At 59.9% G+C, this 13,819-nt stretch carries 13 protein-coding genes; 11 read left to right on the top strand and 2 right to left on the bottom strand.

Features of this window, described 5'->3' with window-relative positions; translation table 11 throughout:
- The first annotated feature begins 62 nt into the window (after positions 1-62).
- The 7 genes from dut to mgsA all read left to right on the top strand — a co-directional run bounded on the left by dut (position 63) and on the right by mgsA (position 6,650).
- Positions 63-509: a dUTP diphosphatase gene (gene dut / locus DXB44_RS00645; protein WP_055185030.1), complete on the top strand. Its 447-nt coding sequence runs from the start codon at positions 63-65 to the stop codon at positions 507-509.
- A gap of 19 nt (positions 510-528) precedes the next feature.
- Positions 529-1,092, top strand: a complete 564-nt coding sequence (locus DXB44_RS00640) for a Maf family protein (RefSeq protein WP_118657373.1) — start codon at positions 529-531, stop codon at positions 1,090-1,092.
- A 162-nt stretch (positions 1,093-1,254) separates the two neighbouring features.
- A complete protein-coding gene (locus DXB44_RS00635; RefSeq protein ID WP_118657372.1) occupies positions 1,255-2,277 on the top strand; it encodes a rod shape-determining protein in 1,023 nt (340 codons plus the stop codon).
- 174 nt (positions 2,278-2,451) lie between these two features.
- Entirely contained in the window at positions 2,452-3,282 is an 831-nt protein-coding gene (mreC, locus tag DXB44_RS00630) for a rod shape-determining protein MreC (RefSeq protein WP_118657371.1), read from the top strand.
- A 15-nt stretch (positions 3,283-3,297) separates the two neighbouring features.
- Complete coding sequence (mreD, locus tag DXB44_RS00625) at positions 3,298-3,831, top strand: rod shape-determining protein MreD (RefSeq protein WP_118657370.1); 534 nt, start codon at positions 3,298-3,300, stop codon at positions 3,829-3,831.
- A gap of 19 nt (positions 3,832-3,850) precedes the next feature.
- Positions 3,851-6,088 (top strand): penicillin-binding transpeptidase domain-containing protein, encoded by a 2,238-nt coding sequence (locus tag DXB44_RS00620; protein ID WP_118657369.1) that lies wholly within the window; start codon positions 3,851-3,853, stop codon positions 6,086-6,088.
- A gap of 157 nt (positions 6,089-6,245) precedes the next feature.
- The gene (gene mgsA, locus DXB44_RS00615; protein ID WP_005923510.1) at positions 6,246-6,650 is read left to right on the top strand and encodes a methylglyoxal synthase; all 405 of its coding nucleotides are present in this window, start codon (positions 6,246-6,248) and stop codon (positions 6,648-6,650) included.
- A gap of 88 nt (positions 6,651-6,738) precedes the next feature.
- Here the strand turns inward: mgsA and DXB44_RS00610 are convergent, their stop codons facing one another.
- Together DXB44_RS00610 and rnhA are read right to left on the bottom strand one after the other, a co-directional pair.
- Positions 6,739-7,281, bottom strand: coding sequence for a hypothetical protein (locus DXB44_RS00610; RefSeq protein ID WP_097779665.1), 543 nt, complete (start codon positions 7,279-7,281; stop codon positions 6,739-6,741).
- Positions 7,278-7,742 (bottom strand): ribonuclease HI, encoded by a 465-nt coding sequence (gene rnhA, locus DXB44_RS00605; protein ID WP_015537876.1) that lies wholly within the window; start codon positions 7,740-7,742, stop codon positions 7,278-7,280. The genes DXB44_RS00610 and rnhA overlap by 4 nt, the downstream gene beginning before the upstream one ends.
- Positions 7,743-8,144: 402 nt before the next feature.
- On the opposite strand from rnhA, the gene DXB44_RS00600 reads away from it, so the two are divergent.
- The 4 genes from DXB44_RS00600 to rplI all read left to right on the top strand — a co-directional run bounded on the left by DXB44_RS00600 (position 8,145) and on the right by rplI (position 13,787).
- On the top strand, positions 8,145-9,974 hold the full coding sequence (locus tag DXB44_RS00600) for a ribonuclease J (RefSeq protein WP_118657368.1): 1,830 nt from the start codon (positions 8,145-8,147) through the stop codon (positions 9,972-9,974).
- A 49-nt stretch (positions 9,975-10,023) separates the two neighbouring features.
- Complete coding sequence (locus DXB44_RS00595; protein WP_199680536.1) at positions 10,024-12,021, top strand: DHH family phosphoesterase; 1,998 nt, start codon at positions 10,024-10,026, stop codon at positions 12,019-12,021.
- A gap of 3 nt (positions 12,022-12,024) precedes the next feature.
- A complete protein-coding gene (glf, locus tag DXB44_RS00590) occupies positions 12,025-13,128 on the top strand; it encodes a UDP-galactopyranose mutase (RefSeq protein WP_118657367.1) in 1,104 nt (367 codons plus the stop codon).
- 203 nt (positions 13,129-13,331) lie between these two features.
- Entirely contained in the window at positions 13,332-13,787 is a 456-nt protein-coding gene (rplI, locus tag DXB44_RS00585) for a 50S ribosomal protein L9 (RefSeq protein ID WP_005923531.1), read from the top strand.
- Positions 13,788-13,819 lie beyond the last annotated feature (32 nt).

The following is a 13,819-nucleotide window of genomic DNA, read 5'->3' as shown; positions in this document are numbered from 1 at the left end:
CCACCGGCATTGCCCCAAACCTTGCCTGTGAAAAAAACAGAAAAACGAAACGAGGTTATACGATGGAACCCATCACTGTAAAATATAAGGTACTGGATGCCCGGGCAAAGGTGCCCGCCTATGCCACCCCCGGCGCAGCTGCCGCCGACCTGTGCGCTGTGCTGGACGCACCGCTGACCGTTGCCCCCATGCAGCGGGTGCTGGTGCCCACCGGCCTTGCCATCGAGCTGCCGGGTGCCCATAGCGTGGCGCTGGTGTACGCCCGCAGCGGCCTGTCCATCAAGCACGGCCTGTGCATGGCCAACGGTGTGGGCGTGGTGGACAGCGACTATCGCGGCGAGCTGAAGGTGCCCATGGTCAATCTGGGCGCCGAGGCTTATACCATCCAGCCCGGAGAGCGGGTGGCGCAGCTGTGCATCGCTCCGGTATACACCGCCGCCTTTGTGCCCGCCGAGGAGCTGGGCGACACCCAGCGCGGTGCGGGCGGCTTTGGCTCTACCGGCCGCTAAAGAAGGGAACACGGAGAAAATGAAGAAAAATAACCTGATCTTAGCCTCTGGCAGCCCCCGCAGACGGGAACTGCTCTCCCTGTACACCACTGATTTCACCGTCTGCGTCAGCGATTTTGACGAGAGTGCTGTTACCGCCCCCACCCCGGCGCAGCTGGTAGAGCAGCTGGCTATCGGTAAGTGCCTCGCGGTGGCAAAGCAGCACCCGGATGCTGTGGTCATCGGCTGCGACACGGTGGTGGATGTGGACGGCACCGTGTTCGGCAAGCCCCACGATGCCGAGGATGCCAAGCGGATGCTGCGCGCCCTCTCCGGCAAGACCCATCAGGTGCACACCGGTGTGTGCATTGCAAAAGGGGACAGGGCAGAGCATTTTGTGGACAGCTGCAAGGTGACCTTTTTCCCGCTGGGGGAGGAGGAAATTGAACTCTACACCGCCACCCCGGAACCCTACGATAAGGCTGGTGCCTACGCCATTCAGGGGCGCGCGGCTCTGTGGCTGGACCGCATCGAGGGCGATTACTACACCATTATGGGGCTGCCGGTCAGCCGCACCGTACAGCTGCTGGCGCATTTTTTGTGAGAAAAATGGAAAAATGATAGAAAACTTGCCGAAACGCTTGAGAAATGAAGCACTTGCGGCTATAATAGAACCGTGTTATTCTGCGCAGGAGGGTCTGTTTACCGCAGACTGTCCGGCATTCTGGGATAGATTTAAGGAACGATCGTAAGGAGAATTGGAACAATGAGTTTTCTGTCAAAGGACGTTGGCATTGATCTGGGTACTGCTAATACTCTGGTCTACATGAAGGGCAAGGGCATCATCATGCGCGAGCCCTCGGTCGTGGCGGTGGACACCAAGACCGACGAAGTGCGCTGCGTGGGCGGCGAGGCAAAGGCTGTCATCGGCCGTACCCCCGGCAGTATCGTGGCGGTGCGTCCCCTGAAGGACGGCGTCATCGCTGATTTCGACATCACGGCCAATATGCTGGAGAACTTCCTCAAAAAGGCCTGCGGCAACAGCATGTTCTCCCGTCCCCGGGTGGTCATCTGCATCCCCTCCGGTGTTACCGAGGTGGAGCGCCGCGCAGTGCGCGAGGCTACCCTGAAGGCCGGTGCCCGTCAGGTGTCTGTCATTGAAGAGCCCATGGCTGCTGCCATCGGTGCAGGCCTGCCCATCAGCGAGCCCACCGGCAGCATGATCGTGGATATCGGCGGCGGCACGGCGGAGATCGCTGTCATCTCTCTGGGCGGCATCGTGGCTTCCCGCAGTGTGCGCATGGCCGGTGATATGTTCGATCAGGCCATCATTGCTTTCATTAAGCGCAAGTACAACCTGCTCATCGGTGAGCGCACCGCCGAGCAGATCAAGATCGAGATCGGCTCTGCCTATGCGCTGGACCCGGAGCTGACCATGGAGATCAAGGGTCGCAACCTTGTGGACGGCCTGCCCAAGAACATCGTGGTGCACTCTGAGGATGTGCGCGGCGCGCTGCTGGAGTGTCTGGTCAAGATCACCACTGCCATCAAGGAGACGCTGGAGCGCACCCCGCCGGAACTGAGCGCAGATATCATCGACCGCGGCATCACCCTGACCGGTGGCGGCGCTCTGCTGCGCGGTCTGGATCAGCTGATCCAGAGTGAGACTGGCATTGACGTCCATATTGCGGATGACCCGCTGGATTGCGTGGCCAAGGGTGCCGGTGCGGTGCTGGATCATGTGGATGTGCTGCATGATGTGCTGGACACCGATGGAGGACATATGTAAGAGCGGCTCTCTGCGGAGAGTACTGCTTTCAATGCGGAAAAGTTTCAGACACAGCAGCTGTGCGTTTTTCCGCTGCAAACACTGCATCTTGCGCGGATGGCACGGCTGTCCGCGCTTTTTTCATGCAAAGGCCTGCGGTAGGGCGCAGGCACCCCGACAGGAGGGAAGGACCCTTTGAAAGATTTTTTTGATACCTGGAAATTTAAGATCCTTGTGGCCGTGGCGGTGTTTCTGGTGGGCATCATGGCCTACGCCGGAGCCAACGGCCGCCTGACCGCCGCTCCGCAGGAACTGCTAGGCGTGATCCTGACCCCTTTCCAGAAGGCGGCGGCTGTGGTCGGCGGCGGCGTGGGTGCGGTGTGGGAAAAGTACACCAGCATCGATGAAGTCATGGAGCAGAACGAGCAGCTGGAAGCGGAAAACGCTGAGCTGCGCCAGCAGATGGTGGACTACGACCGCATCAAAGCCGAGAACGATGCCTACAAGGCGTTGGCGAACATTCAGGAAAAGAACAGCAATGCCACCTATGTGTCCGGCTTTGTCATCGGCCGCGACCCGCTGGACGAGTTCGGCGGCTTCACGCTGGACAAGGGCACCGCAGATGGCGTAGCGGTGAACGATGCGGTCATCAGTGACCGGGGCTATCTGCTGGGCATGGTGGTGGAAGCCGACCCGACCAGCTGCAAGGTGATGACCATCCTGCACCCCAGCTTCAACGCGGCGGGCGTGGTCTCCCGCACCCGGGAAAACGGCATCCTGAACGGCAATACCACCTATGCGGCGGATGGCCTGTGCACCCTGACCAATCTGGAGCGCAGCACCGAGACCCGTGCGGGCGATCAGGTCATCACCACCGGTCTGGGCGGGGTGTTCCCGCCGGATCTGCTGGTGGGAACAGTGCAGGACGTGGTGCCGGAGGCCAGCGGCAAATCCTCCATTGCGGTGGTGCGCCCCGGTGCCGACCCCCGCACCGCCAAGCACGTTTTTATCATTACTGCGTACTAAGGAGGGCACACTGCTATGGAATCTCGCCGCAAGCGCAGCCGCAGCCAGCTGCTGAAGTGGGGCTGCTATGTGCTGGCGCTGTTTGTGTGCGCCGCTTTGCAGACTACGCCCGGGCTGTTTCAGCTGGGGCAGGCAAAGCCGCTGCTGGTGCTGCCGCTATGTCTGGCGGTGGCAGTATTTGAGGGAGAGTTTGCCGGGGCACTGCTGGGCACGGTGGGCGGCCTTTTGTGGGACTACGCCGCCGGGCGCACGGTGGGTATGCTGGCGCTGGAACTGCTGCTGCTCTGCTTTGGGGTATCGGTGCTGGTGCAGCTGTATTTACAGGTGAACTTTGGCAACTTTGCCGCAGTAAGCACCACAACGGCGCTGGTGGTACTCTCGCTGGACTGGCTGTTTTTCTATTATATGCCGGGCTATGCCGGCGCTGCGCTGCGGTACATTGCCTTTGTACTGCCTAGTGCAGTGCTGACCATCCCGGCGGCGCTGCTGGCCTTCTGGCTGGTGCAGCGCATCCATGACGGGTTTGGAATCGACAACGGTGTGGTCTAACCCGTAAAAGGAGAACCAGATGAACGAAAATGAACGCAAGGTCGTGGTGCGGCGGATGCTGCTGCTCATTGCAGTAGCCTGTATCATCATGGGGCTGTATACCTTCCGGCTGATTTTTTTGCAGCTGGTCAACGGAGACAGCTTCAAGGCAAAAGCCACCACCACCACGGATTATAAGTTCACGGTCACCGCTGCGCGCGGCAATATCGTGGACAGCACCGGCAAGCGCATCGCCACCACCAGCACCGGCTATAACGTGGTGCTGAACAAGCTGCAGATGGGGGATCAGGATCTGGACACCATGTTGCAGCAGATCGTGGAGCTTTTGCGCCAAAACGATGAAAAATGGCTGGACACCCTGCTCATCAGTGAGCCGGACGCCGCCGGCAACTATACCTTTACGGACAGCGCCGACAGCACCAGCGACCAGAAAACGCTGGCAGACATGAAGGAGACGCTGGGCTTGCAGCAGTACGCCACCGCCAACGATGTGATGGAGATGCTGGTAGAGAAGAACCATCTGGAAAGCTTCTCCCTGCCGTGGCAGCGGGTGCTGGCGGGCATCCATTATGAGATGGACCGGCAGGCCTTTTCCAACGTGAACAACTTCATCATGGCAGAAAACGTCAGTCAGGTGACGGTGGCTACCATTAAGGAGCATTCCCTCACGCTGCCGGGTGTGGAGATCGTGGAGACCAGCACCCGCAGCTACGAGCAGGGAGATATCCTCCCCGCTGTGCTGGGGCGTGTGGGCAAGATCACCGCCGAAAAGTGGAAGGTGACCGACGAAAACGGTCAGGTGACCTATCCGCTCAAGGAAAAAGGCTATAACATGAACGATGTGATCGGCATCTCCGGCCTTGAATCCGTGTACGAGGACGAGCTGCGCGGCAAGGACGGTGTGGAGACTATCACCCGCAATTCGGACGGCGTGATCGTGGATACCAAGATCACCACTGTGCCGGAGCCGGGGCATACCGTGCAGTTGACCATCAACAGCGACTTTCAGCGGGCGGTAGACAAGGCCCTTGCCAATAACATCGATATGATCAACCGGGTGTACAACACCGGCGATATGAAAGCCGCCGCCGGTGCTGCGGTGGTGCTGGATGTGAAGGACGGCAGCGTGCTGGCGGCTGCGAACTACCCCAGCTTTGATCAGAACCTGTACGCCACCAACTATTCCGAGTACAGCGCTGACCCCAGTCTGCCCCTGTTCAACCGGGCGCTGCAAGGCCTGTACACTCCCGGCTCCACCTTTAAACCTGCTGTGGCAGTGGCGGCGCTGGACAGCGGCCTGATCAACCAGTACTCCACCGTCAACTGCACCGGCGTGTACACCTATTATAAGGATTACCACCCCCGCTGCACCCGCCACGGCCACAGCGGTAACATTGATGTGGCCACAGCCATCAAGTGGAGCTGCAACATCTTCTTCTACGACGTGGGCCGCCGCCTGACCAGTGACGTCTACGATGCCTACGCCTACAAGCTGGGTCTTGGGCAGCGCACCGGCGTGGAGGTCAACGAGGCTGTGGGACGCCTGACCAAAAAGACGGATAAAAACTACACCTCCTCGCTGGATATTCAGGCTGCTATCGGTCAGGGCAACACGGTGGTAAGCCCCATCCAGCTGGCTACCTACGCCGCCACGCTGGCCAACAACGGTGTGCGCTATCGCACCCACTTTGTCAAGGCGATTCTGGATACCAACACCGGCGAGGTGCTCAGCGAGACCCAGCCGGAGGTGATGGATATCATCGAGGGCAACGGCAACACCTTTGATCTGGTGCGGCAGGGCATGACACTGGTGCCCAGCACCATCAGCGGTAAGATCTCCAGCTACCCCATTGCCATCGCCTGCAAGACCGGCACCCCCCAGCGCAGTGAAACCTACGCATCGGGCAAGCACTACCTGAACGCCATGATGATCGCCTATCTCCCGGCAGATAATCCGGAGATCGCCATCGGCATCACGGTGGAGTACGGCGGCTACGGTGCCCGCACCGGTGATCTGGTGGTGGATATCGCCAACGCCTACTTTGCCATGAAGGACGGCACGCTGGAGGTGGACCCCTATGTGGACCCGCGCACCGTGGTGCAGGAGGATGCCGCGGCATCGGATACCGATGCCCAGACCGCCCCGGATGCTGCGAATGATGCACAGACCGATGCAGCTGCCGCAGAACCGCAGCAGACGACCGCGCCCGCAGGGGTGACAGAGGAAGAAAACAACGATGCAATGCTTGCGCAGTAAAGCGCAGCTGCGTGCAAAGTGCTGAATTTGAACGAAAATTTGAATATTGTGTCCAAAAACCTGTTGTAAATGAGTTGCGTTTGTGATATCATGTATAACAAAGGAAATTTATCAAGCGTTTTATATATAAATGTTTCAATAGAGGAGAGATCTACAGATGACGATTGCCCTGATCGCGCATGACTCCAAAAAGGAGCTGATGGTTCAGTTCTGCACGGCGTACTGCCGCATTCTGAGCCAGCATAAATTGGTGGCGACCGGCACGACCGGCAAACTGATTTCCGAGGCCACCGGCCTGCAGGTACAGCGTTTTCTGGCCGGTGTGCAGGGCGGCGACCAGCAGATCGCGTCCCGCATTGCCTGCAACGAGATCGACCTGCTGCTGTTCTTCCGCGACCCCATCAATGCAAAGCCCAGCGAGCCGAATGAGATGACCCTGCTGCGCCTGTGCGATGTGCACAACATCCCCATGGCTACCAACATTGCTACTGCTGAGGTACTGATCCACGGACTTGAGCGCGGAGATCTGGACTGGCGCGATATCGTGCACCCGCAAAACTAAGATGTGCAAAAAAGAAGCGCTGCATCGTACAGATGCGGCGCTTCTTTTTGCTTTGCCGGTAAAAATGCAATGCGTGTTTTCTGCGGTGTCAGACCGTTCCGTTCACTTTAAAATCCTGTGCCATCTCCTGCACGTCGGCGGCGGTAAATTCGCCCAAGGGCAGCAGCAGCCGGGCAAGGGTGTCCTGCGGCAGCGCCGCCAGTGCGGCGCTTTCGTCCAGTGCAGCATCCACGGCGGGGCAGACGGTGTGCACACCATCGCTGCCCAACTCTACCCGGGCGTGGTGCCCGGTGGCAATGTACTGGATGCCCAGCTTGTCGGCAGCGGTCAGCAGGGCGGCAAAACGTGCATCGTTGCCGCTGCCCAGCACCTCGGCGGGCTGGTCTGCCAGTGCTTCTGCCTTCAGTACGATGCACTCGATGCCAAGAGCCTCGGCAGCCTGCCGTGCGGCTGCGGCCCAAGCGCTCTGGTCAGCGGCCAGCTGCACCACAGCCCCGGCCACGCCGAAGCCCTGCTGCTGCAAAATGCGCACCGCAACGCCGCAATCTACGGTGCCGTCCATGCTGACAAGCACTTTGTCCTGTGTTTCGTAGGTGTCGAACCCGTTGCCGGGTAAAAATGCGTCGCTCATGTTCCCTGCCTCCCGCCATGTGCTTTGCTTTGTGCTACGGCCAGCTGGTCGCAGCGTTCATTTTCCGGGTGGCCTGCGTGGCCTTTTACCCAGACATAGGTGATTTTGTGCCGTGCCTCCTGCTCCAGTGCCTGTGCCCATAAGTCCGGATTCAGGGCAGGGGAGCCATCGGCTTTTTTCCAGCCCCGGCGCTTCCAGCCCTTGGCCCAGCCCTTTTCCAGCCCATTGATGACGTACTGGCTGTCGGAGCACAGCCGCACCTCGCAGGGCTCCTTGAGCTGGCGCAGCGCCTCGATAAAGGCCGTCAGCTCCATGCGGTTGTTGGTGGTGCTGGCGTCGCCGCCGCTCAGTTCCTTTTCGTACACCTTGCCGTCAAAGCGGTAGCGCAGCACCGCACCCCAGCCGCCCGGGCCGGGGTTGCCGCTGCAAGCGCCGTCTGTGTACACCTCTACCTGTTTCATGGGGTTCTCCTTATAGAATAGAATACCTTTATTTAGCGCTATTTTGCCCGGGATGTCAAGAGCCAATGTATACGCCGGCCCGGTTTTGCCAAACCTTGGAATTGACAAAACCGGTGCGAGATACTATACTTAGCGTAACAAAATGCGTATAGGGGTGCACCAAAGGCGTGCGCCCGGCTGTTCCGGCAGAAACGCCACAGTCGCATCGAACAGATGGACTTACATGGCCAAGAATCTCTTGCGGAACCAACAGCGCTGCTGCAAAAAGCACGCTGAACGATAAATTCTATACGATGCATCAACCGGAAGCCGATGCAGTTTCAGGTGCTTCCCCTGTGCAAGGTGCGGCTGCTCTCCCCGGCGGAGCGCGGTCTGGCTTGCAATTGAATCTGGAGGTAAAGAATGGCTCAAACAAAAGAAAATAACCCCGCATCCCGCGCAAAAGCTCCGGCAGCGCCCAAGGCAGCCGCCGCAAACGGCACTGCTCCCGCAGGGGAAAAGCGTGCCCGTCCCACCACCCGCCGCCCCTACTATAACCGCCGCCCGCGCCGTGCGCAGCAGCCCAAGGAGGCAGCGACCCCCATCCATATCTACCCGCTGGGCGGTCTGGGCGAGGTCGGCAAGAACATGACCGTCTACGAGTGCAACGGTGATATGATCATCGTGGACTGCGGTCTGGTGTTCCCGGACAGCGAGATGTTCGGCGTGGATATGGTCATTCCGGACTTCACCTTTGTGGTGCAGAACAAGGACAAGATCAAGGGTCTGCTCATCACCCACGGCCATGAGGACCACATTGGCAGCATTCCCTATCTGCTGCAAAAGATCAGCCTGCCGGTGTATGGCACCCGTCTGACCTGCGGCCTGATCAAGAACAAGCTGGAGGAGTTCGGCCTTGCCGGTAAGACCAAGTTTGTGGAGATCGTGCCCCGTCAGAAGATCAAGCTGGGCTGCTTTACCGTGGAGCCTATCCATGTGAACCACTCCATCCCGGATGCCGTGGCTTTTGCTATCGACAGCCCCGCCGGTACCATTATCCAGACCGGCGACTTTAAGATCGACTACACCCCGCTGGCCTGCGGCGTGACCGACCTGTCCACCCTGTCCGAGTACGGGCAGCGCGGTGTGCTGGCCCTGCTGAGCGACTCCACCAACGCGGAGCGCCCGGGCTTTACCGCCACCGAGCAGAAGGTGGCCGCCGGTGTGCGCAGCCTGTTTGCCCGCGCCCGCAATAAGCGCATTATCATTGCGACCTTTGCCTCCAACATCTACCGCGTGCAGCAGATCATCGATCTGGCCGTGGAGGATGGCCGCAAGGTGGCCTTCAGCGGACGCAGCATGGTCAACAACACCGCCATGGCGCAGGAACTGGGCTATATGCACATCCCGGAGGGCACCCTGATCAGCGTAGACGAGCTGAACCAGTACCCGCCGGAGCAGGTGGTGCTGGTGACCACCGGCAGTCAGGGCGAGCCTCTGAGCGCGCTGAGCCGTATGGCCTCCTGCAGCCACCGTCAGGTACGGGTAGGCCCCGGCGACTTCATCATCATCTCCGCAAACCCCATCCCCGGCAACGAAAAGAGCGTGACCAAGATCGTCAACGGTCTGCTGCTGCTGGGCGCAGAGGTCATCTACGAGAGCATGTACGATGTGCACGTTTCCGGCCACGCCTGTCAGGAGGAGCAGAAGCTGATGCTCACCCTGACCAAGCCCAAGTACTTCCTGCCCGTGCACGGCGAGTATAAGCAGCTGAAAAAGCACGCCCTCACCGCTGCAAGTCTGGGCATCCCCACCAGCAATATCCTGATCGCCGAAAACGGCTCCAACGTTATCCTCTCGCAGGACGAGATGAAACTGGGCGAGCCGGTGACCGCCGGTGCCGTTATGGTGGACGGCCTTGGCGTGGGCGATGTGGGCAACGTGGTGCTGCGGGACCGCAAGCACCTCTCCGAGGACGGTCTTGTCATCATCGTGGCCACCGTGGACAGTAAGACCGGCAAGGTGCTGGCCGGGCCGGATCTGGTAAGCCGGGGCTTCGTGTATGTGCGCGAGAACGAGAGCCTGATGGACGGTGCCCAAAGCATTGTGGAAAATGCACTTGAGCGCTGTGTGGACGAGCACGTCCGGGACTGGAACAGCGTAAAGACCCGTGTGCGTGAGGCGCTGAGCAGTTATATCTACCGGCGCACCAAGCGCAGCCCGATGATCCTGCCGATCCTGATGGAGGTCTGACCCGGGCGCACCGCAAGGCGGTGCAGCGTCTGAGGAGGCAAAAAAACCAATGAAACGTAAACCAAGATGGACACTGGAAATGCTCACGGCCAGTCTGGCGGTGCTGTGCGGCCTTTTGCTGCTGGCACTGCTGGTGCAGCGCCCCATGGCATGGCCGCTGCTGGCTGTGCTGGTGGTGCTGTGGGGCATAGGGGCAACTCTGTTCCGTTGCAAGCTGCGCAGCTGGGTGGTGCGCTGGACAAGCGGCACCACCTTTGAAAAATCCAAGGTGCAGTTCAGTCTGGAGCCCCTTTCCCAGCCTGCGGCACTGCTTTCCGGCGAGACGGTGCTGTGGTACAACAGCCAGTTCCGCACCCGTCTGCTGGGCGGGCAGGATGTGCTGGCCAGCCGGGTGCAGAAGCTGCTGCCCGGGCTGGATCTGCAATTGTGCCGCAAGCGTGAGGGACAGCTGCTGACCCTTGCCGACGGCTACTGGAGCGTGCACAGCTCCACCGTGCCCGGCGAAGCCGAAAGCATGACCCTGCTGGTGCTGAACGAGGAGACCGAGCTGCGCCGCATCGAGGCAGAGTACAAGGCCAGCCGTCCGGGGTATCTTGCCTTTCAGCTGGACGGCTACGACGACGTGTTCGGGGATCTGATGGACAGCGAGCGCGCCCGCCTGCTGGAGGGCGTCAACCGCATTCTGGAGGATATGATCGGGCGCGGCAGCGGTTTTCTGCGCCGGGTAGGCAGCGGCGGCCGCTACATCGCAGTGGTGGAGGAGCGCCAGCTGGAGCAGTTCGCCAACCGCGGCTACGATGTGCTGGATAAGATCCGCGCACTGGACCCCGGTGTGAGCCTTTCGATGTCCATTGGTATCGGACGCGGTGCACGCACCCTGCGGGAAGCGCAGGATATGGCCGAGCACGCGTTGGATATGGCGCAGGGACGCGGCGGCGATCAAGCCGCTGAGATGACGCTGGATGGTTTTACCTTCTACGGCGGCGTGAGCCACGGTGTGGAAAAGCGCAGTAAGGTGCGCAGCCGCCTTGTGGCTGACCAGCTGGTCAAGCTGATCAAGGAGGCCGACCATGTGGTCATCATGGGGCACCGCATGAGCGATTTGGATGCTATCGGCGCAGCCGAGGGCGTGCTGCGCATTTGTAAGATCTGCGATGTGCCGGCGGTTATCGCCGTCCGGCGGGACGCTACACTGGCGGCCAGCCTGATCGATGCGCTGTGCAAGGCGGGGCAGAAGGATGACTTCATTGACCCCAAGGACGCCCTGCCCATCATTTCTAAGCGTACCCTGTGTATCGTGGTGGATACATATCAGGTGGGCCTTGTGGAAAGCAAGGACATTCTGGAAAAATGCGGCAAGGTGGCCGTCATCGACCACCACCGCAAGGGTGTGGGCTACATCGAGAATCCGGCGCTGGTCTGCCACGAGCCCTATTCTTCCTCGGCCAGCGAGCTGGTCACCGAGCTGTTGCAGTATGTGGGCGAGCGGGACGACAAGCCCAACCGCATCGAGGCCGAAGGTCTGCTTGCCGGTATTTTGCTGGATACACAGGACTTTACCCTGCACACCGGTGTGCGTACCTTTGAAGCCGCTGCTGCACTGCGCCGCTACGGCGCAGAGACCGAGCGGGTGCGCCGGTTGTTCGATGTGACCATGGTGGAGTACAACGCCAAGGCCGATCTGGTGGAAAAGGCGCAGATGTACAAAAACTGTGCCATCTCCATTGGCGGCGAGGTCGCCCCGGAAGCCCGGGTTGCCATTGCGCAGGCCGCCAACGACCTGCTGCGCATTCAGGGCGTGGACGCCAGCTTTGTGGCAGTGCAGGTGGGCAATGGGGTAAACATCTCTGCCCGCAGCATGGGTGCCGTGAATGTGCAGGTGATCATGGAGTCGCTGGGCGGCGGCGGTCATCAGACCATGGCAGCAGCCCAGCTGAAGCATATCACCCCGCAGGCGGCCCGCAGCCGCATTCAGGATGCCATCGACCAATATTATCTCTCCCAGAAAAAGACTACGCCGGAAGCACGACCGGCAAAAGGGGAATAAAACATGAAACAGTACGATTATCTCATCGTTGGTGCCGGTCTGTTCGGTGCCGTGTTTGCCCACGAGGCCAAAAAGGCAGGCAAAAAGTGTCTGGTCATTGATAAGCGCGACCATATCGCGGGCAATATCTACACCGAGAATGTGGAGGGCATCAATGTGCACCGCTACGGCGCGCATATCTTCCACACCAACAACAAGGCCGTGTGGCAGTATGTAAACCAGTTTGCAGAGTTCAACCGCTACACTAACAGCCCGGTGGCCAACTACCACGGCCAGATCTACAACCTGCCCTTCAACATGAACACCTTCAACAAGATGTGGGGCGTTGTGACCCCTGCTGAGGCCAAGGCCAAGATCGAAGAGCAGAAGGCCGCTGCGGGCATTACCGACCCGCAGAACCTCGAAGAGCAGGCCATCAGCCTTGTGGGCACCGATATCTACGAAAAGCTCATCAAGGGCTACACCGGCAAGCAGTGGGGACGCCCCTGCACCGAACTGCCCGCTTTTATCATCAAGCGCCTGCCGGTGCGCTTTACCTACGACGACAACTACTTCAACGCCCTGTATCAGGGCATCCCCAATGGCGGCTACACCGCCATGGTGGAAAAGATGCTGGCTGGTACCGAGGTGCGCCTGAACGTGGATTATCTGGCCGAAAAGGCCGCGCTGGACGCACTGGCTGAGAAGGTGGTCTACACCGGCCCGGTGGATGCCTACTTCGGCTACCGTCTGGGTGCGCTGCAGTACCGCAGCGTCCGCTTTGAGACCGAGGTGCTGGACACCGACAACTATCAGGGCAACGCGGTGGTCAACTACACCGACGCCGAGACCCCCTATACCCGCATTATCGAGCACAAGCACTTCGAGTTCGGCACCCAGCCCAAGACCGTCATCAGCCGGGAGTACAGCGCCGAGTGGAAAAAGGGCGACGAGCCCTACTATCCCGTCAACGATGAGAAGAACGGTGCCCTGTATGCACAGTACAAGGCACTGGCCGATGCCGAGCCGGGCGTGATCTTCGGCGGCCGTCTGGGCGAGTACAAGTACTACGATATGGACAAGGTCATTGAGGTAGCGCTGGACGTGGCCGCAAAGGAGCTGGCATAAAGAGCGTAACTGCCCCGGGTCACCGCCGCAAAAAAAGGCGTCCCCTTGGGGGAGCTGTCGCCGCAGGCGACTGAGGGGGCAGGTGTGCAGCAAAAGGACATTTGAAATGCTGCCCCGCTTCCTCTTGCCCAAAAACGACAAATGCGCTATACTATTACCATAAGACTGCACCGGTTTTCCGGTGAGAAGTGAGGGATACTATCATGAAAGTGATTCTGAAGCAGGATATCAAGGGCATCGGCAAGAAGGACGAGATCCATGAGGTCTCCGACGGCTACGCCCGCAACTACCTGTTCCCGCGCAAGCTGGCCGCTGTGGCGGATGCCAGCGCTGTGAACATGGCGCGCGGCAAGGAGGCCGCAGCCGATTTCCACGAGGCTGAGAATGTGGCAGCCGCCAAGGCTCTGGCTGCCAAGATCGAAGGCAAGACCGTGACCATCAAGGCCAAGGGCGGTGCATCCGGCCGTCTGCACGGCAAGGTGACCGGCAAGGAAGTTGCCGAGGCACTGGCTGCGCTGGCAGGTGCACCCATCGACAAAAAGAAGATCGAGCTGGAGACCAAGGACATCAAGGATGCCGGCGTGTTCAACGGTAAGGTCCGTCTGTACGTTGGCGTCGTGGCTTCCTTCAAGATCCAGGTGGAAGTGGAACAGGCCTGATCTGTGTGCCGTTTGCGCCCCCTCACAGCAGG

It is taken from the genome of Faecalibacterium sp. OM04-11BH, assembly GCF_003482185.1.
GTDB lineage: Bacteria > Bacillota > Clostridia > Oscillospirales > Ruminococcaceae > Faecalibacterium > Faecalibacterium tardum.
Note: the sequence above shows the minus strand (reverse complement) of the source record. Positions and strands in the feature narration are given on the sequence as shown.

Coding starts and splice junctions, on each gene's coding strand:
- DXB44_RS00600 (WP_118657368.1), top strand. CDS start 8,145: ATGGCTCAAACAAAAGAAAATAACCCCGCATCCCGCGCAAAAGCTCCG.
- DXB44_RS00635 (WP_118657372.1), top strand. CDS start 1,255: ATGAGTTTTCTGTCAAAGGACGTTGGCATTGATCTGGGTACTGCTAAT.
- mreD (WP_118657370.1), top strand. CDS start 3,298: ATGGAATCTCGCCGCAAGCGCAGCCGCAGCCAGCTGCTGAAGTGGGGC.
- glf (WP_118657367.1), top strand. CDS start 12,025: ATGAAACAGTACGATTATCTCATCGTTGGTGCCGGTCTGTTCGGTGCC.
- DXB44_RS00640 (WP_118657373.1), top strand. CDS start 529: ATGAAGAAAAATAACCTGATCTTAGCCTCTGGCAGCCCCCGCAGACGG.
- DXB44_RS00595 (WP_199680536.1), top strand. CDS start 10,024: ATGAAACGTAAACCAAGATGGACACTGGAAATGCTCACGGCCAGTCTG.
- rnhA (WP_015537876.1), bottom strand. CDS start 7,742: ATGAAACAGGTAGAGGTGTACACAGACGGCGCTTGCAGCGGCAACCCC.
- DXB44_RS00610 (WP_097779665.1), bottom strand. CDS start 7,281: ATGAGCGACGCATTTTTACCCGGCAACGGGTTCGACACCTACGAAACA.
- dut (WP_055185030.1), top strand. CDS start 63: ATGGAACCCATCACTGTAAAATATAAGGTACTGGATGCCCGGGCAAAG.
- mgsA (WP_005923510.1), top strand. CDS start 6,246: ATGACGATTGCCCTGATCGCGCATGACTCCAAAAAGGAGCTGATGGTT.
- DXB44_RS00620 (WP_118657369.1), top strand. CDS start 3,851: ATGAACGAAAATGAACGCAAGGTCGTGGTGCGGCGGATGCTGCTGCTC.
- rplI (WP_005923531.1), top strand. CDS start 13,332: ATGAAAGTGATTCTGAAGCAGGATATCAAGGGCATCGGCAAGAAGGAC.